The organism is Paenibacillus sp. An7 (assembly GCF_009870785.1).
Taxonomy (GTDB): domain Bacteria; phylum Bacillota; class Bacilli; order Paenibacillales; family Paenibacillaceae; genus Paenibacillus.
Genome location: NZ_WTWX01000019.1, coordinates 1 through 24,244, shown reverse-complemented (window position 1 = coordinate 24,244; position 24,244 = coordinate 1). Strand labels below are relative to the sequence as shown.

Genomic DNA, 24,244 nt, shown 5'->3' with positions numbered 1-24,244 from the left:
TGAGGTGGAGGGAACGTATGAGTTTCTTTAAAAAATTAAAAGAGAGTATTTCAACCAAAACAGAAACGGTTACTAATAAATTTAAAGACGGCCTGGAGAAAACACGAAAAGGATTTGTTGAAAAGGTATCAGACCTTGTGATTCGCCGCAAAAAAATCGATGAAGAATTCTATGAAGAACTGGAAGAGATTCTAATCGGTGCGGATGTAGGAGTTAACACGGTGATGGACCTGATCGATGATCTGAGAGTAGAAGTGAAGAAACGCAAGATCGAAGATGCTGCGGAACTTCAGCCTGTACTTTCTGAGAAACTGACAGCTCTGCTTCGGTCCGAACAAGACAATGCGCTGAACATGAACAAAGACGGGATTACCGTTATTCTCTTCGTAGGGGTTAATGGTGTTGGTAAAACAACGACGATTGGTAAACTTGCACACCGCTTCAAACAGGAAGGCAAAAAAGTAATGCTCGCTGCGGGAGATACATTCAGAGCAGGTGCGATTGAACAGCTGGAAGTTTGGGGAGAACGTGCCGGAGTAGAAGTGGTCAAACAACAAGCCGGATCAGACCCTGCTGCAGTTATGTACGACGCAGTAAAAGCAGCAAAACAGCGGAATGTGGATGTACTCTTGTGTGATACTGCGGGACGTCTTCAGAACAAATCAAACCTGATGGAAGAGCTAAACAAAATCTTCCGTGTCATTCAGCGCGAAATTCCAGGTGCTCCGCATGAAGTACTTATGGTGCTTGATGCGACAACGGGGCAAAATGCGCTGAGTCAGGCTAAATTGTTTGGAGAGAAGAGCGGGGTAACCGGACTTGTCCTAACGAAGCTGGATGGTACAGCAAAAGGCGGTATCGTTATTGCTATTCGTCAGGAGATGGACATCCCTGTGAAACTGGTCGGTCTTGGAGAGAAAGCGGATGATCTGCAGCCATTTGATTCTGATCAGTTTGTTCACGCCCTATTTGCAGGACTTATTCAAGAAGAGAATGAAAATGATGAAGAGAAAGAAGAGTAGAATCTGTATATAACAGAATTTTATTATTCTTACCAAAAAAGATCGGACTCTAATGCAAGAGCCGATCTAGAGACTGCAGGCAAACTAGCTTAAACTAGTCTGCCTGCAGTCTTTTTATTTTATACTGTTCTGGAACTGCAATTCATTTATCAATCTGAACTGCTATTTCATTATGATCTGGGTCATATTAGTCATATCTTTCTTTCATCGTTTTGATTAGATAACTTGTACGGGTAAGCTAGGCAGCAAGAATGCGGATGAGTTCTACCGATGAGAGGGGTACAAATGCAAGATCTCCCGGAGGTCCATAAATAATAGGAGGAACGCGGAGGATCAGCGTCGTTTCATCGACAGATACCAAGATACCGTCTAAATAATCATTCGATGTCAGGATTTCAACTTCACTCCCTAAGAAGCCGCGAACCATATCTCTGAAATTCATTAATCATTCTCCTTTACAATTACAATTTTGGATTGCTTCTTTTTATTCATTGGAAGCTCATGCTTATTGGGCCACAGATATATTGTTATAAGGAATAATAACGATATCCCCCGTGTTTTCACGGATTTCGACGGCATCAACTCCTGCGGCAAGCACGGTACCGATCACCGTAATGCTTGTCGTACTAATACTGATATTGCGACCTGTCTGTGATTCAAAAAAAGTTTGCAATTCTAGATTTACGGTAAGCCCGGAGCGAACCTCAGATTCGAGCTGAGATAACCGGTCCTGGAGTAAATCTGCTTTCGTTGTTAATTCTTCTACTCGTTTATTGAGTCGCTGGATCTGTGCCGCAAACCGGCGGCAATTACAAAATAGAAAACACATGAATGTAGCCTCCTTGATTCGTTATTAACTTTTTATGGTTTGTTCAAGATCTTGAACAAGCTGCTTTAGTTCTGCTGTGCTTTCTTGTTCTGCCCTGCGTATCAGCGGTAAATTGTCCTGTACTTCGGCCGGACCCTCTTTAAGAAAACGCTCGATCAAAGGGTCTAGCGAAGTGAACGGCATAGAATAATCACAATAGTAATGTTCCAAATGAAAACGGCTTAGCAAATGTTTGACTTTACCCATTTTGCTCATAGAGAGAACCGGTACACCCGCCCGCAGAGCAACTAATGCAGGGTGAAGTTTATAACTAATTAAATAATCCATTGACTGGATGATGTTGTAGGTGAGGTCGATTTCAAGCAGAAGAGATATCGTCTGGATAGATGCCTCAGGATCTGTTTCTTTGATTGTTTGTTCAAGTCTTTTGCATGTCTCGTAATCAGAAAAGTGGTTATTGGGGTGGTTGACCACAGGGATAAGAACAATATGATAACTTTCGCGACTTAGTCTAAGAAGCAGGCGGGTCATTTCTTCGAAAGGAAATGCAGGGTAAGAGAAGAGGCAAACCCCGATGGTTTTTTTAGATGAAAAACGTTGTATTGGAAACGGATGCTCCTGGTAAGCAAATACGATATCCTGGGCTACCTCTGGACGATCATGAAATCTCCCAATTCCGGCAAGCTCTGCTGATGTCTTATCCCGAAAAACAGCTCTTTTTGCATGTTGAATATATTCACGGTGTCTATCGATCTCTTCCTGAGGCCATGTTTCGGGCGGATACGTATCGACAATGCCTACTCCATAGAGCCACATTGGATGTTGTTGCAGCACTTTAGGGAAATAATAATTACTGAATTTATAAGGGGTAATGAGGTCTCCACCACCAATGATGACAGCATCCACCTCACGAGGGTCAATATAACCATTCCAAGGAAATAGATGGTGTCTGTAAAAGGCTTGTTGTAACGTTTTTAAAAATAGATCATCACCGAAATTACCCATACCGTAGTAACCGCTCGCTGCGATTCTCATGTGGATTCACCTCCTTTATCATGAAGAGAACGGTTTTTCCATGCTTTATATTGGTGCAGATGCTGCTGACTGACGCTTCTTGCATGAACCACTCTGTGGTAGACAACCTCTTCTGTTTTAGCAAATTCATATTTAGTAAGCAGCTTTCTACAGACTTCTATATCTTCAAAGACTCTCCCATAAAGACCGCCGTATTCCGTCCATCCCCTTACGGATCTCAGATGTTCAGTGCGATAGATTCTAGGTACAGGGGGGTAAGCATGGGTATCTGTCTCGAGTGTCCCTTCAAAGGTTGATTGACCGCGCAAGCTAATATGGCCATCTCGGCTTCTTCTCCATACAAGACTTGTTCCCGTACCAAGAGCAGCGCAGGGATTCTGTTCCATCAGACGGATGAGCGAATGAAGAGCATCTGGAGGGAGCCAATCATCTGCATCTAGTTCTAGAACATACATACCGGCAGCTTCACGGAGCAGGTCATTGAGTACGAAGGCTTTTCCTCGGTTTGCAGCATAGCGAAGTATCCAGATCCGAGGATCATGATCCATTGCAGATGCTTTCTCAGCAGTATTATCTGTGGAACCATCGTCTCCGATCAGCAGTTCGAAGTTTGGATAACTCTGCGCTAGGACGGAGCGAATGGACCAGCCAATAGTAGATTCCATGTTGTGTACACTAAGCAGAATACTCACAAGTGGGAAAGAGGATTGATAAACGCTTTTAGGAACTTGACGCTGCTCAACAGATAATGGGACAGTCCGCTGTATAACCGGAAGTATGGAGTCATGAGAGGGGGCTATTTTAAGTGCAGGGGTCAGAGGCGTGTTAGTGAATGTATGATTTCCATTTTGCAGATTTAGGTATAGGCATGTGGATTTTGTGTGACATAACTGTTGCAGTTCCCAGGCTAACCAGTGGGCAGAAGGCAGGGGGGCGAGTGTTAGATTATAGGACGGAGTGAACAAATCTCTTCGAAAGAAGAAATATTCAGGTCTGCCTGTGACAGTATAAACGACACACTGAACCTTGCTGGGGAGGTGTATAAGTTGATGACGCAGCTGAAACTCTTCCGTAGTGGAGAGATGAACTCCTTGACTAGACCATAACAGCCATTCTGCACAGGGATGATGTTCAAGTTCTTTAGTGAGCTCTAGGAATAACTTGTCAGCACGGTATTCGGACTTTGACATGAGTGTAAAGTAATGAAGTCCCGCCATTTTGTAGAAAAAGCTAGATGCTGCACGCTTACTCATAGATTCCTTTGGCAGCAAGGGTTTGACGGATGACAATATCAGCTGCTTCCCCTCTTTGGGTCCAGCGGTTGTCTCTGGCGTATGCAATTCGGGCTAATCTTGCGGAAGGGTCTTCTGGTTCGTACAGCATTTTGCCTAATTTATTGACGAAATCTTCATGTGTGGTTGCCGTCGTGACATGAGGTTCCATATGAATACATTCTGGGAGTGCGGTGGACAACACTTTAACGCCAGTTGCCATATATTCGTAAGCTTTTACAGGATTCGTTGCGAGAGTAATGGGATGGTACAGGAAAGGAATAACAGCAACGTCGATATGCTGTAAATACCACTTTAGTTCGTGGTGGGGTTTTTCACCTAAAATGTGTACGTTCGGGAGAGACTTATATCCTGGTATATCTCCATAAGGAGCACCAATGGATACAAACTGTACATCCGGATACCTTTCTGCGGACTTAGCAAAAAGTTCATGATCCACCCAATAAGCCCATGCTCCTATATAAGCAACAACAGGCCCGCTCGGAAGATCATGGGGTCTAGGAGCAGAATCTGCATTAAACATACTTGAATCAGCACCATTCGGGATAAGGGTAATTGGCTTTTCAGGGTATGCAAGTGACAAGCGTGTTTTGATGGTTTCTGCGGTAGCCACTAAATGATCTGATGATTCTACCATGCGATGTTCGTACCTCGCCCAGTGTGGAAATTCATCACAGCAATCATAAATGACCGCATCCGGATCATATAAAGCGAGCAGCCTTGTTCTTTGTTTGGCCCAGGTCGTCCATACGACAACAGGATGATCTTTTCGTAGCTTGGCTAGATGTCTTTTTACAAAAGCATGATGATCCGTAAACAGATGAACACCGGGTTCAATCTCGGTGAGCCTGCTTGTCATCGGAGCCAAGTTTTCAAAAAATACATGATGTCCTCTTGCTCCAAGTTCTGTCATCAGCTGCTGAGGACGCTGTTTCATGAAAGTCCAGTTCATCGTTTTGGGATAAATAATAATCGCCATGTAATCACAATACCTCCTTTGCAAACTCTATATCAGCTTATTCGTCACTAGTTTAATAGAAACGGCGGAAGACCTAGTTCTAAGTGCGGAAAATTTGATATAAAGGATAATCTATAAGATGATTTGTCCGTTTCGCTAGATTGCTGACTTACATATAAAAGAAATGAGGGACCATTTTTCTCTCCTTATCTGGGGTATAGCAGATCATCATTTTATAGGGGGATTTGATTACATGGAACAGAGTTCAGTGCGTGTTCTCATTGTTTTTGGAACTAGACCTGAGGCGATTAAGATGGCACCACTTATTAAAACCTTACAGAGAACACCCGGGATTAACCCGGTTGTTTGTGTTACTGGGCAGCACCAAGAAATGCTGGACCAAGTACTGAATGATTTTGATATTAAGCCGGATATTATACTCAACGTGATGAGAAATGCTCAAACGCTGGCTTCCCTCACTGCGCATCTAGTACAAGTTCTAGAACCGGTTATGCAGGAAGCTTATGATTTGGTGCTTGTTCACGGCGATACATCAACCGCCTTTGCAGCAGCTCTAACCGCCTACTATGCAAAAATACCGATTGGTCATGTGGAAGCAGGGCTGCGTACGTATGACAAATATGCACCCTATCCTGAAGAGATGAACCGGGAATGGATAGGAAGGATGGCAGATATTCATTTTGCCCCGACTCCTTTGTCTGCATTGCAGCTGGCCCGCGAAAATCGAAAGCAGCATGTCTATGTAACAGGTAATACGTCTATTGATGCGCTCAGATGGACACTTAAAGAAAATTACCATCATCCACTTTTGGATCAGATTCAGCCGGGAAGCCGAATGATATTCATGACCATGCACAGACGCGAAAACTGGGGCTTGCCGATGGAACAAGTATTTAGGGCTCTTAGGGAAATGGTAAGTAATGATAGGACGATCGAGCTTGTATTCCCAGTCCATCCGAACCCGCTTGTTAAGAACCTGGCTTATGAAATGTTAGGGGGGAAGGAGAGAATCCATCTTACGAGCCCCTTGGATGTAATAGATATGCATAATCTGATGAGTCGTTCTTATCTAATACTCACAGACTCAGGAGGAATTCAGGAAGAAGCTCCAACTTTAGGAAAGCCAGTATTAGTGCTGCGGGAGAAAACGGAAAGACCAGAGGGAGTCAAAGAAGGGACACTGCGGTGTATTGGAACGGATTATGAAGGAGTAAAGAAAGAGACTCAGATCTTGCTCTGTAATAAAAAGAAATATAAGAAAATGGCATCAGCGAGAAACCCATATGGCGATGGTTATGCATCAGACCGAATAGCGGAGATTATTCTAAAGTATTTTAAGAAACAATAAATGGGAAAGATGAACGGCGCGGGAAATCGTAGTATACTATAAGGATAGGTAACACGGTTTTGGAAAGGAATGATGGAATGGCTAACACTTACACTTATACCCGCCGGGAAGAGGTAGTAAATGCCGTAACACACGGAATTGGGGCTGTACTCAGCGTGGCAGCACTCGTGCTGCTTATTGCGGCAGCAAGTATAAACGGAACAGCATGGCATGTCGTCAGTTTTACGATTTATGGGATTTCGATGCTGCTTTTGTATTTTAATTCAACAATGGTGCATGCATTAAAAGAGGGAAAAGCCAAAGATCTATTTGAGATTTTTGACCATTCTTCTATTTACTTGTTTATTGCAGGAACGTATACTCCGTTTTTGCTGGTTGCGATACGCGGTACACTGGGATGGACGCTTTTTGGAATCATCTGGGGAGTTGCTCTTTTCGGTGTCGCATTTAAAGCCTTTTTCACAAAGAAATTTCTCTTTATGTCCACTTTGTTTTATCTGGCAATGGGATGGCTGATTGTACTTGCCTGGGGGCCGCTTGTAGCAACAGTCCCTTATAACGGTATTGTGTTACTCGTTGCAGGCGGGCTGATGTACACACTCGGGACCCTGTTTTATGTATGGAGAGGATTCCCTTTTCATCATGCGATCTGGCATTTGTTTGTTCTTGCAGGAAGTGTTCTTCATTTCTTCGCTATTTTTATCTATCTGACACCGCTTAGATAATCAGCTCTATAATCGGAATAAAAGAATAATTTTCTGTAAATGACCAACTGAAATTGAAGATAATTTACAGTGATTTGCATGAAAAAAGATTTATTAGAAGATGACAAGGATTTTTGCTTGACATCTTCTTTTCTTTTATGTAAGATAAAGAACGTTAATGAGTGTAAAGTGTTTTTCCTTGACGAAGGGAGTGTCCCGTATGAGTCAGGAGAATCGGCTCGAGAAGACGAACCGAATCAACTTGCTGTTTGCTTTTTATGAAACATTGCTTACCGAGAAACAACAAACTTTTCTCAAATATTATTTTCACGATGATTTCTCATTAGGAGAGATTGCAGCGGAATTTGAGATTAGCAGGCAAGCAGTATATGAGCATATTAAACGAGCAGAGCAAGTACTGGAAATGTATGAGAACAAGCTCGGTTTACTTGATAAGCACGAACGGCGTCTATCGGATTTGGTAGAGCTGAGAGGACTTATTACTTCAAGTGATCTTGACAGTGAGCAAAAGGATCGAATGAATACAATTGTGAACCACCTAGAGGTTCTGGAATAGGGAAGTTTCCCATAAGTAATGGACTTGAAGGAGGTGTGTTTATGGCATTTGAAGGATTAACAGCGAGATTACAGAACGTGTTCGGCAAGCTTCGAGGAAAAGGTAAGGTATCCGAAGAAGATGTGAATGACGCAATGCGCGAGGTGCGCCTTGCTTTGCTTGAAGCGGACGTTAACTTTAAAGTCGTAAAGCAGTTTATTACGAAGGTCAAAGAAAAAGCAGTCGGTAAAGAAGTGATGGACAGCTTCACACCCGGCATGGTAATCATTGATATCGTGAATAAAGAGCTGACTGAGCTGATGGGCGGAAGCCAATCCAAGCTTGCCAAAGCAAATAAACCACCAACTGTTATTATGATGGTGGGTTTGCAGGGTGCCGGTAAGACAACGACTTCCGGTAAACTGGCCAAACTGCTTCAGAAGCAGAATGCAAAACCTTTGCTCGTAGCTGCTGATATCTATCGTCCTGCTGCCATTAAGCAGTTACAAGTACTTGGAGAACAGATTAAGGCTCCCGTATTCACACTCGGCGATCAGACAAGCCCGGTTGAAATTGCGAAGCAAGGTTTACAGCATGCGAAAGATAACAATCATGACTATGTCATTATTGATACAGCCGGTCGTCTTCATGTTGATGAAGAACTGATGGCAGAATTGCATCAGATCCACAGTCATGTTAATCCAGACGAGGTGCTCCTCGTTGTCGATGCAATGACAGGTCAGGATGCAGTGAACGTAGCAGAACATTTTAATACTCAGCTTTCCCTTAGCGGTGTTGTTCTGACTAAGCTTGATGGTGATACTCGTGGTGGTGCTGCGCTGTCTGTTAAAGCAGTAACAGGTTGCCCGATCAAGTTCATTACGCTTGGTGAGAAACTTGATGCCTTGGAGCCGTTCCATCCAGAACGGATGTCTTCCCGAATTCTTGGTATGGGCGACATGCTCTCTCTAATTGAGAAAGCACAGTCTAACATTGATGCTGAGAAGGCAAAAGAAATGGAACAAAAGATGCGTACCGCATCCTTCACATTTGAAGACTTCTTGGAACAGATGGATCAGATTAAGAAGCTGGGACCGATTGATCAACTCATGGATATGATTCCTGGGATGGGCAAGATGAAACAGACCAAAGATCTGAAAGTCGACGATAAGCAAATGGGAAGAATTGAAGCCATTGTGTTCTCGATGACTAAGGAAGAGAAACAAAATCCTGAAATCATTAATCAAAGCAGACGCAAGCGGATTGCAGCTGGCAGTGGTACAACCGTAGCCGAAGTAAACCGACTCATTAAGCAGTTTGATGAGATGCGCCGTGTAATGAAGCAGTTTAGTGACATGATGGGTCCTAAAGGTAACAAAAAAGCGATGAAGCAACTCAAGAGCCTTACAGGTGGTAAAGGAATGAAATTTCCTTTCCGGTAAGTTCTCATGATGATAAATTAAATTTCATTGAAGGAGGTGAATTTTCATGGCAGTACGTATTCGTCTGAAACGCATGGGTGCTCATAAAGCTCCTTTCTACCGTATCGTGGTATCGGATTCCCGTTCCCCGCGTGATGGTCGTTTTATCGAAGAAATCGGTTATTACAATCCGATTGAACAACCAGCAGTGGTTAAAATCGATGAAGATAAAGCTTTGGCATGGCTTCAAAACGGTGCACAAGCATCTGATACAGTTCGCAACTTGCTTAGCAAAGCGGGTGTAATGAAGAAATTCCATGAGTCTAAACTACAGAAATAAGGTGCTGATAACGGAGGGTATCTATGGAACAATTAGTCGGCGTTATTGCGAAGGCTTTGGTAGATCATCCGGAAGATGTGTCGGTCCGGACGCTTGAAAAGGATCGCCTGGTAGTCTATGAACTGACCGTACATCCTGAAGATGTTGGGAAAGTGATTGGTAAACAGGGGAGGATTGCGAAAGCACTCCGTACGGTCGTCACATCGGCAGCAGTTAAGATGGATAAACGGGTTACCGTTGATATCATATCTTAAAGATATACGAAAGGGGGTTAGGATGCATTTCCTAGCCCTTTTTCGTACATGCTTATAGAATCGTATAATCGATATACAGGAGGAATTATGGCACAATTTTTTAATGTAGGTAAGATTGTAAACACACATGGAATAAAAGGTGAACTAAAAGTATTGCCATTAACAGACTTTCCAGAGGAACGTTTTGCAAAAGGCAGTAAACTTGTTATAGATACGACGAAACAGAACATCCCTGTTACTGTGGAATCTGCAAGATTTCATAAAAATATGTATGTCGTTCAATTTGAGGGATTCAAGAATATTAATGAAGTTGAGCAATATAAAGGATCCATGCTTAAAGTTTCTAAAGAATATCAAACAGAACTTTCGGATGATGAATTTTATTTTCATCAAATTGTCGGCTGTACTGTAATTACAGATGAAGGTGAAGAACTCGGGACAGTGAAAGAAATTCTTACACCGGGTGCCAATGACGTATGGGTCGTCAAAATGAATAACGGAAAAGAAGTTCTGCTTCCTTATATTGATGATGTTATACTTCATGTAGATATCACAAACAAAAAGATCACGGTTCATTTGATGGAAGGGCTTATTTAATGAAGGTAGATGTATTAACACTGTTCCCTGAGATGTTTCCTGGTGTGTTTGAGACGAGTATTCTCGGAAAAGCACAAGAAAAAGGCATTGTATCTTTACAAGCGATCAATTTTCGTGAGTATTCAGGCAATAAACATGGACAGGTAGATGATACGCCTTATGGCGGCGGTGGGGGAATGGTTCTTAAACCAGAACCTATTTTTAACGCAGTCGAAAGTATCACAGGTACAGATTTAGAGAATGGCACGGTAGACCCTTCTAAGAAACCTCCACGTATTATTCTGATGTGCCCGCAAGGCGAGACATTCACTCAGAAAAAAGCAGAGGAACTCTCCAAAGAAGATCACTTGATCTTTATTTGTGGTCATTATGAAGGTTACGATGAACGAATCCGTGAGCATCTCGTTACAGATGAGATCTCTACAGGAGATTATGTACTTACTGGCGGAGAACTTCCGGCCATGGTGGTAATCGATAGTGTGGTTAGACTCCTTCCTGGGGTTCTGGGTAACGAAACGAGTGCGATCACAGACTCATTTAGTACAGGCCTCTTAGAATACCCTCACTACACGAGACCAGCCGAGTACAGAGGTCATAAAGTGCCGGACGTCCTGTTATCTGGTCATCATCGTAATATTGATCTATGGCGCAGACAGCAGTCGCTTTGGCGGACATATACGCGCCGTCCAGACTTGCTTGAACATACCGAGATGACGAAGAAAGAAAAGATTTGGCTCGAGCAACAGATTCGTGAGCATGAACGAAATAACGAAGCTGATTAAACGGGTACTGCGGAGAACTATGATTACGATAAACTAAAATACCGTTTTATGGATTGGCAGAGATATATCCTAAATTTGAGCATTATCTTCTAAAATTCAAAAAGAAAGGCTGCACCCATGCATATGTGTTGGGGGCAGCCTTCTTATGTCATTCCAAACTTTCAGCCGGCGGATGGAGAAGGACAGATAAATCGGTACCTGTGGTTACAGTTAATCGATTCAGCTTCATTGGATTATCCCCGGGTTTAACAAAACCTTGTCTTACCGAGAATGCCATACGGTAACCTTCTTCACGCAAATAATACATCATTTGTGTGCTTTTATTCCCATAGGGATATGCAAAATAAGGAGTATCAATGCCGAATTCTTTCATTTGTTTCATATCTTGTTTCAGCAGTTTAGTGTCAAGACCTGCCGCGTACGTGGAACCGCATTTTTCAAAGCCTTTATAGTGGAGATTATAGGTATGACTGTGGAATTCAAATACATCCTTGCTTTCTTCCATTTGTGCTTTTGTTAAAAAACTTTTGCGAGCAGGATCAAATGGTTCATTATTTTCTTGTGTTTTACTTCCGATGACAAAGATGGCAGCGTTGAAATTATACTTTTTCAAAATGGGATAGGCATAAACTAAATTATTCTCATATCCATCATCAAAAGTAATGACAACTGATTTTTTAGGCAGTGTAATTTCGCCATTAACGTATTGTTCGAGCTCTTGCAAAGTAGGAGTATAGTATCCTTCTTGATGGAGATAATCCATACCTTTTTCAAAATCTTCTACATTCATAACTGATTTGTTGCCTGGTTCTTTATTTAACGATTTAGGAACAAGATAATGATACATAAGTACAGGGACTTGTTCAGCCTGCTGCTCCGTTATATTGTCTGCGTAGGCTGTGTTTATAATATTCTCAGAAAACGGACGGTGGGACAATATAAATGATTTGTTCTTAACCATTTGCCATGATGTACATACCTTGTGACTAAAAGCATTCGTTGGATTTGAGACAAGTGCTGCATACACTATAATCATGGCGACCAGGACAACAATGAGCCGAGGGCTCCATTTTTTCAAAAACTTGCGGTTCATACAGTTCTCCTTTTAAAATCATTAAAGGAAAGAAGATTCCTTATTGATATCTTATTATCTTTTCTCTATCCTAAACGAGAAGGAAGGCTAGAAAGTTACAAGGTTCTTACAATATAATCTTTGCAAAATAATAGAGCGTTATACTTGCAATATAATAGTACTGCATGTTATAATTATTCTGTTGTGTGGAATACGGTGGTCCTCTGTGGATGATGATGGATAACGTTGAGAGTATCCGGAAGATACATGAACACCTGTACGGAAGGAGGGAGTCATAGATGAATATCGTCCAAGCGATTACACAAGAACAACTTCGTACTGATTTGCCAAACTTTCGTCCTGGTGACACTGTAAAAGTGCACGTTAAGGTTATCGAGGGAACACGCGAACGTGTCCAGTTGTTTGAAGGTGTAGTAATCAAACGCCGTGGTGGTGGAATCAGTGAGACTTTTACAGTTCGTAAAATTTCTTACGGTGTAGGTGTGGAAAGAACTTTCCCGCTTCATTCCCCAAAAATCGATAAACTCGAAGTGGCTCGCCGTGGTAAAGTGCGTCGTGCGAAGCTTTATTATCTTCGTGAACTTCGCGGTAAAGCAGCGAGAATTAAAGAAATTCGTTAATATAACGAATAACGGAAAGGGCTTGGAAACAAGCCCTTTTTGCTTTTTTTACTTTATCTTTGTTGAAATAGAAAGTTGTAACCTGTACTTATTTCTCTTACAATAGCTTGAGGGACTCTTAAGTAGATGATGTTTCCTTGGTCAGAATAGGCAACCTATTAATAAGGAAAAGGAATCATACATAAATTCGTTAAATGCGTCATTTGATGACATGGAAGGATGAGAACGAGCTATGGAGCAGGATGTACAAAATGGACGAGTGAATCCACCGCAAGATGGAGATTCTAAATCAAAGAAAGTAAGAAATGAAGTTTGGGAATGGACCAAAGCGATTGCGATTGCTTTAGTACTGGTTTTCATTATTCGCTTCTTCTTGTTTAAACCTTTTATTGTGGATGGTCCTTCAATGAAACCTAATTTTCATACGGGTGAAAGAGTCATTGTGAATCAGATCTTGTATGATATTAGGGAGCCGAAACGTGGAGAAGTGGTTGTATTTCACGTTCCTTCCGAAAACCGAGATTTTATTAAACGGGTTATTGCGGTAGGCGGGGATACGGTTGAAGTTAATGGAGATGAAGTAAAAGTAAACGGGCAAGTTATCGATGAGCCTTATTTAAAAGAAGCGATTGAAGAAGCTCAGGCAGATGGCGGTCAGTATAATACGTATAACTTCCCAAATGAATTTTTCCCAGATGGAAAAGTGCCTGAAGGCATGATTTTCGCGATGGGTGACAACCGTAGTAACAGTACGGATAGCCGTATGATTGGTTATGTTCCGCTCGAAGATGTGGTAGGTAGAGCAGATGTAATTTTTTGGCCAATAAAAGATATTGAGTGGATTAACCACTAAAAATGATTCTGATTGATGTATAGGTTTATCAGAAATGCTGTGTAAAAGAAGGTGAATGAACTTGACTATACAATGGTTTCCCGGACATATGACAAGAGCACGTCGTCAAATTCAGGATAAACTGAAACTGATTGACGTAGTAATTGAGCTGATTGATGCACGTTTGCCGATTTCCAGCCGAAATCCCATGATTGATGAGATTTTGCAAGGCAAACCTCGGATGATTTTGCTGAATAAAGCAGATTTGGCTGATCCGGAAGTAACAGAAGAGTGGATTAAGTATTTCAAAGAGGAAGGGCATACGACCCTTGCGATTGATGCGAATACAGGTACGGGTGTAAAAGACATTCCGGCAACTGCCAAGCTTTTGTTCAAAGATAAGATCGATAGACAGATTGCAAAAGGGATCAATCCTCGTCCTATACGGGCTTTAATTGTAGGTATTCCTAACGTTGGAAAATCAACGCTGATTAACCGAATGGCAGGCCGTAACATTGCAGCAACAGGAGACAAACCTGGTGTGACGAAGGCGCAGCAATGGATTAAGGTAGCGAACAGAGAGATCGAATTGTTGGATACCCCAGGTATTCTGTGGCCTAAATTTGAGGATCAAAATGTTGGATATCGTCTTGCCGTAACGGGAGCGATTAAAGAAGAAATTCTGAATATTGAAGATATCGCATTTTTTGCTATCAAGTACCTCGTTCAGTTCTACTGGCCGGCAATGAAGGAACGCTACGGACTCGAAGAACCGCCTAAGGATATCGATAACCCGGATGAGATTGTTGCCATTATGGAAGCAATTGGACGTAAACGCGGTGCGATTATCAGCGGTGGACGAGTAGATCTTGAGAAAGCTTCCTCTATCTTATTAAGAGAACTGAGAGCGGGCAAGCTTGGGCGTTTCAGTCTGGAAGCTCCTTACTAAGCCATTTTACGAAATCAGCTGTGAATATAGTAGGTAGGAAAGGTCTCTGCTTTTAGGCAGGGACTTTTTTTATGCCGAATTTTCATAACAGATCGCGGTAGTAGAGAAGGTTCTCGTATAAGGTTACATATGCTATGATAATGAATACGGAGTAATACCGCGAAGGGGAAGATATGTTTTGAAGAATCAGGAGATTGGCATGTTAGATTATGAGCAAGAAGAGAATAAAACGATAGATATGCTGCGCTATGAACGAGAAGCATGGGAAAGCGGAGCCGAATATATTGCAGGAATTGATGAAGTAGGAAGAGGCTGTTTGTTTGGAGATGTGGTTGCTGCTGCGGTTATTCTCCCCAAAGGGCTTGTTCTTGATGGAGTGAATGACTCTAAGAAACTATCGGACAAAAAACGTGACTTGCTCTATGACATCATTATGAAAGAAGCACTGGCTGTCGGCGTAGGAATCTGTGATGTCGAGACGATTGACCGAATCAACATTAGACAGGCTTCCAGACTAGCTATGAAAAAAGCAGTTGAACAACTCGCTGTGGCGCCAGATCACTTACTGGTAGATGCGGAAACGGTGGATCTTCCGATACCTCAATTATCGATCATTAAAGGGGATGCCAATAGTCAGTCCATTGGCGCGGCTTCGATTATCGCTAAAGTGACAAGAGACCGGATGTGCAAGGAAGTATGGGATGAAATGTATCCGGAATACGGGATTGCCGTACATAAGGGATATGCAACGAAATTTCATAGAGAGCAACTGCTGGCATTAGGGGCTACCCCTATGCATCGGCGAAGCTTTCTTGGCAAAATTTTGGGTGAACAGGAACAGCCAACGTTATTCTAATGTTCACTCAGGTTTTGTTTCTGTCTGTAGTAGAAGGTAACTTTGGTTTATACCGGGGTTATCTTTTTTTAATAGCACTTAACTTCAGTGTGACCAAGGAATAACCGATAATAAGGATAAAGTAACACAGCGAGACAGGGCACAATGCAATGAAGGGGGAATTATTCCCATGAATATAGGACAAACCTTACGAGGACTGTTAGGCGATTCAAAGGCAGCGGGAGGTTCAAAGTCGCTCGAATTAAAAGAAGGACAGGTGGTTCGGGCGAGCGTTGTACAGGTATCCGCAGATCAGAAAGAAGCGGTCCTCCAGATTAAAGGAGTTCAAATACGAGCTGCACTGGATACACCTATGAAAGTCGGAGATACCGCCATACTCCAGGTAGGTTCTCCGAATAAAGACGGCATGCTCGTGATGAAGCCGTATGAAGGAACACTTGCATCTGCTTCACCCGGCACCATGACCGATCTTTTAAGTTCGCTTAAGCTGACTGACACCAAAGAAAACAGGCAGCTGCTGATTGCGATGCAGCAAAGCGGTATTCAGCTTACGAAAGAAAATGTGACAAACGTGCAAAGCGTGATGACGGCGAAACCCGAAAATATAAAATTAGGGGAATGGGTGAACTCGGTAAGTCTTGCTATGCAGCGAGGACTTCCCGTTACCGGAACGAGTGTTCAAAGTCTCCATATGGCTTTGTATGGCCCTTCGCTGGATCAACTTATGGGTGAACTGGATGGTATGCTGCAAAAATTGATCACGCCAGACTCGACATGGAAGAGCAGTTCCGCTAAAACGGCGGGGATCGTAGACGGGAACGGGAACCGGACCCCATTCCCAGGTTCTGAGATGCCGCTTCGTCCTGAAACGAAAGTAGAGAATGGTAGTGGGAATGTTAGAGGGAATACTAGCCTAACTGAGGGTAAACGAGAGACGGTGCACTCTGCGCAGATCACTTATACGGGTCTTAGTGCTGAAAGTGCTGAAGGAAGTACGGCAACACCGCTAACGAATGGAGATCATGGTTCTAAAGCTGCAGGAATGGGCGCAAAGAATACGAGTGATCTAAGTTCTGCTGCTACGGGGGAACAGGCTGTAAGTGAACCGGAGGGAATGACGAGCTCTAAAGGAAATACACAAGACAGCGGATTAAAGGGTAGCGGAAATATACAGAGTATGGGTATCAAAACAGAGGGTAGCGAGGAACAGCATCAGGCTCCTAAGAATACAGCTGCTAGTGAGGGGAATGATCAGGTTCATGGCGGCGAAAATGCAAGTAAGAAAAATTCAAGCGGAGATCCAATCGTGAAAGATACGAAGTTTGTATCCCTATCTGCGCCGAGTGAAAAAGAGCAGTTTGAAAATATGACTGCAAATGCAAGAGCTGCAGATCAGGGAGGGACAGAGCTGATTCCTGCGCGCTCAGCAGCTGTACCGCCTGGGCCTGAACTGGCGCGGCGCGTAACAAACCTGCTGCAGGAACTGCAGGCTGCGCCGCAAATCCAGCTGGCCGGTGAGAACTCGGCCAGCAAAGCTGCTGCGGTGCCAGGCACGCCGCAGCAGGGACAGGGCGCTGATGTACAGCCAGCACCCGGGCACACGCCTGCCGCCACGAGTGATGACTCGTGGGTGGGGCGTGTGCTGAAGCTGCTCGGTGCGGAGCACGAGCAGCAGACCCTGCGCGGGACATTGCCTTCTCCCGCGCAGAGTGGGGTGGCCGCAGCAGAGCAAGCGGACACGCTGAAGGGCCTGCTGCTGCAAGCAGAGGCAAGTGCAGAACTTCCGCCGCCCGTGAAAGAGACGGCTGGGCAGCTTGTGCACTTGCTTACAGGGCATCAGTTGCTAATGAATACGGACCGGACGGCTCCTTTTGCCCAGATGAATTGGTTCATCCCGCTAACAGGAGCAGACGGACAAGTGACGGCAAATGTACAAATCGAGTCTCGGCGCGGGCCCAGAGGCGAACTGGATGCATCCCATTGCCGGATTTGGTTTGATTTGAATATGAAGCAGCTTGGCCCAACATTAATAGACATGCAGGTGGTTGGTAAAGTGATAAGCCTGCATATTCGTACAGATAATGAGCTTTCCGCTCGTATTTTTGAAGAAGGACATGATCAGATTGGATCACTCCTCGAGAACACAGGGTACCAACTGTCCGTATTTCGTTCAGAAGTAGTAACAAGAGAATCCTCTTCGGGCGGTAACGAATCAGGACCCCCACCAAAACAGCTGCTAGATACCTATGTACCTGACTCCTATAAAGGGGTGGATCTGCGAATATGAAAGAGAACTCCTCGCAGAAACAAGAGCAGAAAAAGGCAGTAGCTTTGAAATATACACTAGGGGAAGCGGAAGCACCAGTTGTCGTGGCTAAAGGCAATGGGACTTTGGCAGATTCAATACTTGAAAAAGCAAAAGAACATGGTGTACCCATTCAGGAAGATGCGGCTTTAGTCGAAGTTCTCTCCAAGCTTGATTTGGATACCCAAATCCCTCCTGAACTCTATCAGCTGGTTGCTGAAGTACTGACATTTGTCTATCAGGCAGAACAAAAAGCAAAAGTTTATACTCTTCCCGAGTAGAGAGGAATTGCGATGAATAACGGACAAGTTCCTAATGGAGCAAACTTTAGCAGTGAAGTGCCCAAAGATACACGGAAAGCCAAAGGAAAAGCAGGAGAAGAAGCAGCAGCTAGGTTTTTAATAGAGGCAGGTTACCGAATCGTAGAAACCAACTGGAGATGCCGAAGCGGTGAGATTGATATTATCGCTGTACTTGAGGATATGTATATTTTTGTGGAAGTTCGAAGTCGAACCGGTTCGCATCAGTATGGAACGGCTCTTGAGTCTGTGAATCATCGTAAAATAAATCAGGTGCGGCAGACTGCCGCGGTGTATCTTCAAGATCGTCGTATTAGTAATAAACAGATACGCTTTGATGTGATGGGTGTATTACTTCCTCCCGTGAATTGGTCCGAGGGGTCGATAGAGATTAAACATATTGAGAATGCATTCTAATATACTAGATTCCACTTTTGTGAGTGAAGTAATGTAGAGTGAAGTAATCTAAAGTGAAGTGAAGTGTCGTAGAGGTGATGTAATGAAAAGTAAAGTAATGTAATGTGAAAAAGCGGTATCATAGAGTTTAACTGTGAATGTCCAGACCCTTGGGGAATCAACCGAGAGGGTACTGGACTTTTTCTATTGTGAGGAATTGACTTTACAACCTTTACCAAGGTATGCTAAGGGCAGTGCTTTAATTGATAAACATTCTCATTATCTATGTAACTTGTGAAAAAATACTTTGAGTTTTTCTTGAGGAGGAAATCCGAATGAGTGATACACCTGTACAAGCAGCAGCAAAGAACTTGGACATAAAAGAAGTTATCCGTGGACGCCGTACGATTAAGAAATTTCAGGAACAACCCGTACCTGTAGAAAAGATTACAGAGTTTTTGGACACAGCTGTATGGGCGCCAAACCATAAGCTTCGTGAGCCGTGGAGGTTTTTACTATTCCGGGAAGAGGGTCGTCAAAAGTTATCGGAGGCCATCGCTGCTGAGATGGGTGAAGACAACAAGTTTGTGACTACGGTCCTGAATGTGCCGACGATTATGCTTGTGGTTATGAAGGAAGACCCAAGACAAGCGATCTTTGATGAAGATTTTGCAGCAACAAGTGCGCTTGTGCAGAACTTTATGTTAGCAGCCTGGGCTGAAGAGGTTGGAACATTCTGGGTAACAAAACCGTTCTTGTACGGGCCTAAGTTTAGAGAAACACTTGGCATTGTTCCCGGTGAGAAGATTGTAGGTATGCTCTATATCGGCTATCCTGATGTCGTGCCTAAACCACAAGAACGTACGCCAGCATCTGAAAAATTAATGATATTTAAATAAACGCTAACTGAATAAGGTGTAGTGAGTTATGAAATTGATTCGGCTCGTAGTTAATCATCGAATTCAGCTATTTAACGAAGAGGAAGTTCCCTATGACAGTGATCTGTCATAGGGGACTTCTTTTTGGTTTGTTTATTTAATTCTTACTGCTTTTAAATAATTGGTTTTACACAAGAAAAATGCGAACATTTGTGCTATAATTGAGATTGGTTAAGAGTGAGGAATTCATTTAATAGATATAATCTTCGTTTTTTTAGATCGATACTCCGATACGAGGTGGCATACTTTGAGCTTAACTTCGCTTATTCATACAAATAAGGACTTTCAAGAAATCATCCGTAAAGTTACACCGAAAGCAGTAGATTTTAAATTCTATTCTACGGAAGTCCCTCCCTTTAAGAAAAAATCGATACTCGCAGATTCTAATTTTACGAGCTATGTATCTGGACTCGTTCGGTTATCTTTTCAATATATGATTCGTGCTATTTTGGCTAGGAAAAATCTAGATTCTCCTGATAAAGCCTTCAATCCGCTTGCAAGAAAAGGGTGCGAAGTGATTCATGAGTTCTTTTCCGATGTACCTGCGATCGATGAGCTGACTCATTTTTTTGAGAGTTTCACTGAGGTTTGGGATTCATTTATAAGAGGAGAAGCGGTTTCGGAAGAGGAATTCATTCACGGAGCCTTTATGTGCAGTAAGCTCGATACGATCTACCGGCTTGGTGTACATGCGACTTTTTCAAGTCCAACAGAATTTGTTCAGCAGTTTATCCATCCTCCTATGCCTAATGTAGAGAGTGACCTAAAGCTTCTATGGCAGATCTTTGAAGAACGTTTTCCTTATGAGCAAAGGAAAGAAATTAAGTATTTTCCTTCCTTTGATGAGAAGCGAAGACGAGTGGGCGGAGCTTCGGCTGATTTTATGATTGGAGATACGCTGTATGATATCAGAACGACTAAAAAACACGGATATAACTGGAAAGAAGCTGCAGAACTAGTGACTTATTATTTACTGAATCGATTAGAAGGGGAGCCTTATAAAATACAAAAACTCGCTTTTTACAAAGCCAGATTCGGAGTCATAGAGTATGTGGAGATCAGCGATCTATTGAGAAAGTATGATATGGATCAAGCCTTGAATGATCTAAGTAAATTTCATCGAAGATGGAAATAGACTTTAGAACGTAAAAGGATATGAGGAAACTGTGGGGATTTGATTAAAAAGTTATCCTGCAGAACGGATATGCGATATAATGAACCTTTACAAAGACAATTTCTTAAATGAGCATTTTGCAAAATAACTGAATTAAATAATAACTCAAAATATAGCATGCATTGATCGGAGGACATCATCATGGCAAAATCCAAAGTACCAAAGCGGCCAACAAGAGATGAATTTGTACTAGAAGAATTAGGGAACCAGTTGTCAGAAGCCTATCAAGAAGAATCCACAATTGAAGTGACGGTATGGGCATGGGAAGAAAAAGTACGAGGACAGATCGTGACGATGGATTCACGTACAGGCAAGGTACATATTCAGTCTGAAGAAGGACTGTATAAAGTCCCTTTTATGGATATTATGAGAATGGATTACCCTAGAGATTAATAGCATTAAACAAACCCGATCCTTTTAAGGAGACGGGTTTATTTTTAATATTTAATGTTTGAATTCATATTTTTGATTCTTATGTTTAAACCTCAGAAAATTCCTTTCTTTATTCATACTCCTGCATCGCCACAGATCTCACATCTAAGTTCCGATACTGAATGGCTTCTGCCACATGGAGTGTTTTAATCTGCTCTTCTTCTGCTAGATCTGCAATCGTACGAGCCATCTTAAGAATCCGATCATAAGATCTCATGCTGAGCCCGAGTGCATCAATGGTCTGATGAAGCATGTCCTCGGCAGGTTTATCCAGAACAGCGGTCCGCCGAAGTAAACTACCCGATAACTCACTGTTCCAAGAGATCGGCAGTCCCTTATACCGCTCTTCCTGAATTTTCTGTGCAGCGAGCACCTGGGCTTGGAGATCTGCAGAGGAGGAAGTAATCTTTACCTCAAGGCCTTCTTTGGGCCGGGGGACTTCGACTTGTAAGTCAATCCGGTCCAGCAGCGGTCCGGATATTTTGGCACGATAGGCGGCTATTTTATGAGGTGTACAAGTACATCGCTGCTGCTTAGGATCATTGCCAGCATATCCGCACGGACAAGGATTCATGGAGGCGGCGAGCATAAAATGAGCAGGGAATGTAAAAGCTGCCCGAGCTCTGCTAAGTGTTACATGTCGATCCTCTAGCGGTTGTCTTAGTACTTCAAGGACTTGGCGGTTAAACTCAGGAAGTTCATCCAGGAACAGAATTCCTCGGTGAGCAAGACTGACTTCTCCTGGTTTTGGTATCGTTCCTCCTCCGATCAGACCGGCGGCTGAAATTGTATGATGAGGAGAGCGAAACGGACGAACGGTTGCTAGTCTACTCAGTCCATTTTTTAATTTGCCTGAAGCGCTTAGAACTTTGGTGACTTCAAGTGCTTCTTGATCGGTAAGCGGAGGGAGTATGGTAGGCAGACGTTTGATGAGCATCGTTTTTCCCGTGCCGGGAGGACCAACCAGCATAATGTTGTGCATTCCAGCGGCAGCAATTGTGAGTGCTCTTTTCACATGCTGTTGTCCTAGAACGTCAATATAGTCTTCCATAAGATAAGAACCTTCTTCAGAAGATTCTTTACGTGATGCATATGTATTTGTAGAGAGATGAGCGTAGTCTTCGAGCTGTATTCTTCCTTGCTGTATTTTTGCCTTGGATATAGATGAATCCGCGTCTCCCGACACGGAGGGGACCAAATCTCTTAAATGCCGAAGACCATAGACTTCAATTCCTTGGATAACGGAACCTTCGGTTACATTCTCGATGGGAACGACAACAGAATCAAAGCCTTGCCGGCGAGCAAGGTCTACCATACTGAGGATACCGGGTACAGGTCTAAGACTACCATCGAGTGCTAATTCGCCTAAAAATAAAGTCTTCTTATTTGCAGGAAGGATAAGCTGCTCACTAGTTGTTAAGACGGCCAGTGCGATGGCGAGATCAAAAGAAGACCCTTCTTTACGGAGGTCGGCAGGTGCCAGGTTAATGGTAATCCGCTGCAAGGGATACTGAAAACCGCAGTTTTTGATTGCAGCTCGGACACGTTCTACTGCTTCTCGTATAGCTGAGTCTGGAAGTCCGATAATTGAAGTTTGAGGTAATCCGTTAGACAAATCCGTTTCCACCTCAATAAGTACCCCATCAATACCGTATAAACAAGCTCCATATAATTTTCCGTACATATGAAAAAACACCTCGTTTTCAGTTTATCCCACGCTAGATAAATGGGTAATTAAACATGAAAAAAGGTGCTTCCTTATTTTCAAAATGAATATGTATATTTCAATGGATTGCAATAGAACGTATGTGTGAACTTTTAGTCTGTATTTCTATGATAAATAACTTAATTCCAAAAATAAATTTGGATTCCACTTAAATGACGTTTGGAGTTTATTATATTTAAATGGAATCATTTACTAGCAAGTTCATTGTAAACAATGATACTTTTCTATGTCAATCTTAATTATAGAAGAATTTACATGAACATCTCGGACACACATTTACAGATCTTATATGTAATTCCCAAAAGGACTACTGATTGATGTTGTTTTTCTGCATGTGCTATTTGAAGTAATCTAGGGCAAAATTTATTCTATTTTACTAATTTCTATTTTACTATCTTCTACACTTGGTATTACATACCCTGCTGCGATCTTTACGAATGACAACCGTATTTTTCTTTGCCTTATAGATTACTATTTCATTTTTCATTCTGTATCTTAACTGCTCTATAATGATGGCATAACAGAAGTAAAGTGATACTACTAATCTTATCTCGGGCTTCTAGAAGGCACTTTGTGTTACATATATGTTTTCTGCAATCTAATTTTCCGTAATAAATTAAGGGTGCGACTAAATGATTGGAAATTAAATATGGTATTTTAGATTTGCTATGATAAAATAAGATACAAAGATTGGGTTGTATATGTATTTTGCATCAGAATCCAACATGATTTGAATGCCAGGGAGCAGGTGGAATATTAATGAAAATTCATGAAGAGTTAAAGCTGGAGAACCAGCTTTGTTTTGCTATATATGCTTGTTCTAGAGAGATAACAAAACTTTACCAGCCATACCTAGACAAGATCGGTGTCACCTATTCCCAGTATTTAGTGCTCATGGTGTTGTGGGAGCGAGAGGAATGTACAGTGAAGGAGATTGGCGAAGCGCTGTATCTCGATTCCGGCACCCTCACTCCGCTGCTTAAACGTATGCAGACCGCAGGGCTGATTAACAGAGAGCGTTCTGTCCATGATGAAAGAAAGGTACTTATCTCGCTGACCGAAAAAGGGAAAATGCTGCAGGATGAAGCGGTTCATATCCCAAACGCGATGCGGAATCAAGCTTGTCTTGATGATGATCAGTTTACATCTTTATTAAATCAATTCACAGGTCTTTTAACACAGGTTCACGAAAATAACGTCGAGGACAAACAAAAGAAGAACTAAGATGAAAATAGGCTGATAAGAATGAGCTTTAGAATTCGTCTAAAAAAGGAGAAACCTTCTACAACTCAACAGAACGAGTGTAGAAGGTTTTTCCATTTTTACCCAAACATTCTTTATTTGGAATGATATCGATATCAAAATACACTCAGTTTGATACCAATTTTTAAGGTAAGCGTTTTAAAAACGTGTTACAATGATGTGGGTTTATAAGGACATATGACTAACTAGCCCGCCTTGTTGC

At 42.5% G+C, this 24,244-nt stretch carries 27 protein-coding genes; 20 read left to right on the top strand and 7 right to left on the bottom strand.

Annotated elements, in window-relative coordinates; all coding sequences use genetic code 11:
- The first annotated feature begins 17 nt into the window (after positions 1-17).
- Complete coding sequence (gene ftsY, locus GQY27_RS17080; RefSeq protein WP_160036467.1) at positions 18-1,022, top strand: signal recognition particle-docking protein FtsY; 1,005 nt, start codon at positions 18-20, stop codon at positions 1,020-1,022.
- A gap of 238 nt (positions 1,023-1,260) precedes the next feature.
- Here the strand turns inward: ftsY and GQY27_RS17075 are convergent, their stop codons facing one another.
- The 5 genes from GQY27_RS17075 to GQY27_RS17055 form a co-directional block, all read right to left on the bottom strand.
- A complete protein-coding gene (locus GQY27_RS17075; protein WP_160036466.1) occupies positions 1,261-1,464 on the bottom strand; it encodes a hypothetical protein in 204 nt (67 codons plus the stop codon).
- A gap of 63 nt (positions 1,465-1,527) precedes the next feature.
- Positions 1,528-1,851: a hypothetical protein gene (locus GQY27_RS17070; RefSeq protein ID WP_160036465.1), complete on the bottom strand. Its 324-nt coding sequence runs from the start codon at positions 1,849-1,851 to the stop codon at positions 1,528-1,530.
- 24 nt (positions 1,852-1,875) lie between these two features.
- The gene (locus GQY27_RS17065; protein ID WP_160036464.1) at positions 1,876-2,886 is read right to left on the bottom strand and encodes a polysaccharide pyruvyl transferase family protein; all 1,011 of its coding nucleotides are present in this window, start codon (positions 2,884-2,886) and stop codon (positions 1,876-1,878) included.
- Positions 2,883-4,175 carry a glycosyltransferase family 2 protein gene (locus tag GQY27_RS17060; protein WP_160036463.1) on the bottom strand — a complete coding sequence of 431 codons (1,293 nt, stop codon included), beginning with the start codon at positions 4,173-4,175 and terminating at the stop codon, positions 2,883-2,885. Before GQY27_RS17060 ends, GQY27_RS17065 begins: the two co-directional genes overlap by 4 nt.
- Positions 4,132-5,157, bottom strand: coding sequence for a glycosyltransferase (locus GQY27_RS17055; protein WP_160036462.1), 1,026 nt, complete (start codon positions 5,155-5,157; stop codon positions 4,132-4,134). The genes GQY27_RS17060 and GQY27_RS17055 overlap by 44 nt, the downstream gene beginning before the upstream one ends.
- A 232-nt stretch (positions 5,158-5,389) precedes the next feature.
- On the opposite strand from GQY27_RS17055, the gene wecB reads away from it, so the two are divergent.
- The 8 genes from wecB to trmD all read left to right on the top strand — a co-directional run bounded on the left by wecB (position 5,390) and on the right by trmD (position 11,159).
- Positions 5,390-6,505, top strand: a complete 1,116-nt coding sequence (gene wecB, locus GQY27_RS17050) for a non-hydrolyzing UDP-N-acetylglucosamine 2-epimerase (RefSeq protein WP_160036461.1) — start codon at positions 5,390-5,392, stop codon at positions 6,503-6,505.
- Between the two features lie 77 nt (positions 6,506-6,582).
- A complete protein-coding gene (trhA, locus tag GQY27_RS17045) occupies positions 6,583-7,230 on the top strand; it encodes a PAQR family membrane homeostasis protein TrhA (protein WP_160036460.1) in 648 nt (215 codons plus the stop codon).
- 199 nt (positions 7,231-7,429) lie between these two features.
- A complete protein-coding gene (ylxM, locus tag GQY27_RS17040) occupies positions 7,430-7,786 on the top strand; it encodes a YlxM family DNA-binding protein (protein ID WP_160036459.1) in 357 nt (118 codons plus the stop codon).
- A gap of 41 nt (positions 7,787-7,827) precedes the next feature.
- The gene (gene ffh, locus GQY27_RS17035; protein ID WP_160036458.1) at positions 7,828-9,207 is read left to right on the top strand and encodes a signal recognition particle protein; all 1,380 of its coding nucleotides are present in this window, start codon (positions 7,828-7,830) and stop codon (positions 9,205-9,207) included.
- Between the two features lie 46 nt (positions 9,208-9,253).
- Positions 9,254-9,526: a 30S ribosomal protein S16 gene (rpsP, locus tag GQY27_RS17030; RefSeq protein WP_160036457.1), complete on the top strand. Its 273-nt coding sequence runs from the start codon at positions 9,254-9,256 to the stop codon at positions 9,524-9,526.
- A gap of 23 nt (positions 9,527-9,549) precedes the next feature.
- The gene (locus GQY27_RS17025) at positions 9,550-9,780 is read left to right on the top strand and encodes a KH domain-containing protein (protein WP_047909748.1); all 231 of its coding nucleotides are present in this window, start codon (positions 9,550-9,552) and stop codon (positions 9,778-9,780) included.
- Between the two features lie 87 nt (positions 9,781-9,867).
- Positions 9,868-10,377, top strand: a complete 510-nt coding sequence (gene rimM, locus GQY27_RS17020; protein WP_160036456.1) for a ribosome maturation factor RimM — start codon at positions 9,868-9,870, stop codon at positions 10,375-10,377.
- Positions 10,377-11,159 (top strand): tRNA (guanosine(37)-N1)-methyltransferase TrmD, encoded by a 783-nt coding sequence (trmD, locus tag GQY27_RS17015; RefSeq protein ID WP_160036455.1) that lies wholly within the window; start codon positions 10,377-10,379, stop codon positions 11,157-11,159. The genes rimM and trmD overlap by 1 nt, the downstream gene beginning before the upstream one ends.
- Before the next feature lie 148 nt (positions 11,160-11,307).
- Here trmD and GQY27_RS17010 read toward each other — a convergent pair whose 3' ends face one another.
- A complete protein-coding gene (locus GQY27_RS17010) occupies positions 11,308-12,252 on the bottom strand; it encodes a polysaccharide deacetylase family protein (protein WP_160036454.1) in 945 nt (314 codons plus the stop codon).
- A 278-nt stretch (positions 12,253-12,530) separates the two neighbouring features.
- On the opposite strand from GQY27_RS17010, the gene rplS reads away from it, so the two are divergent.
- The 10 genes from rplS (at position 12,531) to GQY27_RS16960 (ending at position 21,014) form a co-directional block, all read left to right on the top strand.
- The gene (gene rplS, locus GQY27_RS17005; RefSeq protein WP_160036453.1) at positions 12,531-12,872 is read left to right on the top strand and encodes a 50S ribosomal protein L19; all 342 of its coding nucleotides are present in this window, start codon (positions 12,531-12,533) and stop codon (positions 12,870-12,872) included.
- A gap of 232 nt (positions 12,873-13,104) precedes the next feature.
- Positions 13,105-13,725, top strand: coding sequence for a signal peptidase I (lepB, locus tag GQY27_RS17000; protein ID WP_160036452.1), 621 nt, complete (start codon positions 13,105-13,107; stop codon positions 13,723-13,725).
- Between the two features lie 61 nt (positions 13,726-13,786).
- Positions 13,787-14,653: a ribosome biogenesis GTPase YlqF gene (gene ylqF / locus GQY27_RS16995; protein ID WP_160036451.1), complete on the top strand. Its 867-nt coding sequence runs from the start codon at positions 13,787-13,789 to the stop codon at positions 14,651-14,653.
- Between the two features lie 199 nt (positions 14,654-14,852).
- Positions 14,853-15,509 carry a ribonuclease HII gene (rnhB, locus tag GQY27_RS16990; RefSeq protein ID WP_160036508.1) on the top strand — a complete coding sequence of 219 codons (657 nt, stop codon included), beginning with the start codon at positions 14,853-14,855 and terminating at the stop codon, positions 15,507-15,509.
- 169 nt (positions 15,510-15,678) lie between these two features.
- On the top strand, positions 15,679-17,796 hold the full coding sequence (locus GQY27_RS16985; RefSeq protein ID WP_160036450.1) for a TP0910 N-terminal domain-containing protein: 2,118 nt from the start codon (positions 15,679-15,681) through the stop codon (positions 17,794-17,796).
- On the top strand, positions 17,793-18,095 hold the full coding sequence (locus tag GQY27_RS16980) for an EscU/YscU/HrcU family type III secretion system export apparatus switch protein (protein ID WP_160036449.1): 303 nt from the start codon (positions 17,793-17,795) through the stop codon (positions 18,093-18,095). Before GQY27_RS16985 ends, GQY27_RS16980 begins: the two co-directional genes overlap by 4 nt.
- Before the next feature lie 12 nt (positions 18,096-18,107).
- Positions 18,108-18,530, top strand: a complete 423-nt coding sequence (locus GQY27_RS16975; protein ID WP_160036448.1) for a YraN family protein — start codon at positions 18,108-18,110, stop codon at positions 18,528-18,530.
- Between the two features lie 314 nt (positions 18,531-18,844).
- Positions 18,845-19,408: a nitroreductase family protein gene (locus GQY27_RS16970; protein WP_160036447.1), complete on the top strand. Its 564-nt coding sequence runs from the start codon at positions 18,845-18,847 to the stop codon at positions 19,406-19,408.
- A 286-nt stretch (positions 19,409-19,694) separates the two neighbouring features.
- Positions 19,695-20,582, top strand: coding sequence for a hypothetical protein (locus GQY27_RS16965; RefSeq protein WP_160036446.1), 888 nt, complete (start codon positions 19,695-19,697; stop codon positions 20,580-20,582).
- Positions 20,583-20,762: 180 nt separating this feature from the next.
- Positions 20,763-21,014, top strand: coding sequence for a YolD-like family protein (locus GQY27_RS16960; RefSeq protein WP_160036445.1), 252 nt, complete (start codon positions 20,763-20,765; stop codon positions 21,012-21,014).
- Positions 21,015-21,123: 109 nt separating this feature from the next.
- Here the strand turns inward: GQY27_RS16960 and GQY27_RS16955 are convergent, their stop codons facing one another.
- Positions 21,124-22,737, bottom strand: a complete 1,614-nt coding sequence (locus GQY27_RS16955) for a YifB family Mg chelatase-like AAA ATPase (RefSeq protein WP_160036444.1) — start codon at positions 22,735-22,737, stop codon at positions 21,124-21,126.
- Positions 22,738-23,538: 801 nt separating this feature from the next.
- Between GQY27_RS16955 and GQY27_RS16950 the strand changes: the two genes are divergently transcribed.
- Positions 23,539-24,003, top strand: a complete 465-nt coding sequence (locus tag GQY27_RS16950; protein WP_160036443.1) for a MarR family winged helix-turn-helix transcriptional regulator — start codon at positions 23,539-23,541, stop codon at positions 24,001-24,003.
- The last annotated feature ends 241 nt before the right edge of the window (positions 24,004-24,244 follow it).

Coding starts and splice junctions, on each gene's coding strand:
- ftsY (WP_160036467.1), top strand. CDS start 18: ATGAGTTTCTTTAAAAAATTAAAAGAGAGTATTTCAACCAAAACAGAA.
- GQY27_RS17075 (WP_160036466.1), bottom strand. CDS start 1,464: ATGAATTTCAGAGATATGGTTCGCGGCTTCTTAGGGAGTGAAGTTGAA.
- GQY27_RS17070 (WP_160036465.1), bottom strand. CDS start 1,851: ATGTGTTTTCTATTTTGTAATTGCCGCCGGTTTGCGGCACAGATCCAG.
- GQY27_RS17065 (WP_160036464.1), bottom strand. CDS start 2,886: ATGAGAATCGCAGCGAGCGGTTACTACGGTATGGGTAATTTCGGTGAT.
- GQY27_RS17055 (WP_160036462.1), bottom strand. CDS start 5,157: ATGGCGATTATTATTTATCCCAAAACGATGAACTGGACTTTCATGAAA.
- wecB (WP_160036461.1), top strand. CDS start 5,390: ATGGAACAGAGTTCAGTGCGTGTTCTCATTGTTTTTGGAACTAGACCT.
- trhA (WP_160036460.1), top strand. CDS start 6,583: ATGGCTAACACTTACACTTATACCCGCCGGGAAGAGGTAGTAAATGCC.
- ylxM (WP_160036459.1), top strand. CDS start 7,430: ATGAGTCAGGAGAATCGGCTCGAGAAGACGAACCGAATCAACTTGCTG.
- ffh (WP_160036458.1), top strand. CDS start 7,828: ATGGCATTTGAAGGATTAACAGCGAGATTACAGAACGTGTTCGGCAAG.
- rpsP (WP_160036457.1), top strand. CDS start 9,254: ATGGCAGTACGTATTCGTCTGAAACGCATGGGTGCTCATAAAGCTCCT.
- GQY27_RS17025 (WP_047909748.1), top strand. CDS start 9,550: ATGGAACAATTAGTCGGCGTTATTGCGAAGGCTTTGGTAGATCATCCG.
- rimM (WP_160036456.1), top strand. CDS start 9,868: ATGGCACAATTTTTTAATGTAGGTAAGATTGTAAACACACATGGAATA.
- trmD (WP_160036455.1), top strand. CDS start 10,377: ATGAAGGTAGATGTATTAACACTGTTCCCTGAGATGTTTCCTGGTGTG.
- GQY27_RS17010 (WP_160036454.1), bottom strand. CDS start 12,252: ATGAACCGCAAGTTTTTGAAAAAATGGAGCCCTCGGCTCATTGTTGTC.
- rplS (WP_160036453.1), top strand. CDS start 12,531: ATGAATATCGTCCAAGCGATTACACAAGAACAACTTCGTACTGATTTG.
- lepB (WP_160036452.1), top strand. CDS start 13,105: ATGGAGCAGGATGTACAAAATGGACGAGTGAATCCACCGCAAGATGGA.
- rnhB (WP_160036508.1), top strand. CDS start 14,853: ATGTTAGATTATGAGCAAGAAGAGAATAAAACGATAGATATGCTGCGC.
- GQY27_RS16985 (WP_160036450.1), top strand. CDS start 15,679: ATGAATATAGGACAAACCTTACGAGGACTGTTAGGCGATTCAAAGGCA.
- GQY27_RS16980 (WP_160036449.1), top strand. CDS start 17,793: ATGAAAGAGAACTCCTCGCAGAAACAAGAGCAGAAAAAGGCAGTAGCT.
- GQY27_RS16975 (WP_160036448.1), top strand. CDS start 18,108: ATGAATAACGGACAAGTTCCTAATGGAGCAAACTTTAGCAGTGAAGTG.
- GQY27_RS16970 (WP_160036447.1), top strand. CDS start 18,845: ATGAGTGATACACCTGTACAAGCAGCAGCAAAGAACTTGGACATAAAA.
- GQY27_RS16960 (WP_160036445.1), top strand. CDS start 20,763: ATGGCAAAATCCAAAGTACCAAAGCGGCCAACAAGAGATGAATTTGTA.
- GQY27_RS16955 (WP_160036444.1), bottom strand. CDS start 22,737: ATGTACGGAAAATTATATGGAGCTTGTTTATACGGTATTGATGGGGTA.
- GQY27_RS16950 (WP_160036443.1), top strand. CDS start 23,539: ATGAAAATTCATGAAGAGTTAAAGCTGGAGAACCAGCTTTGTTTTGCT.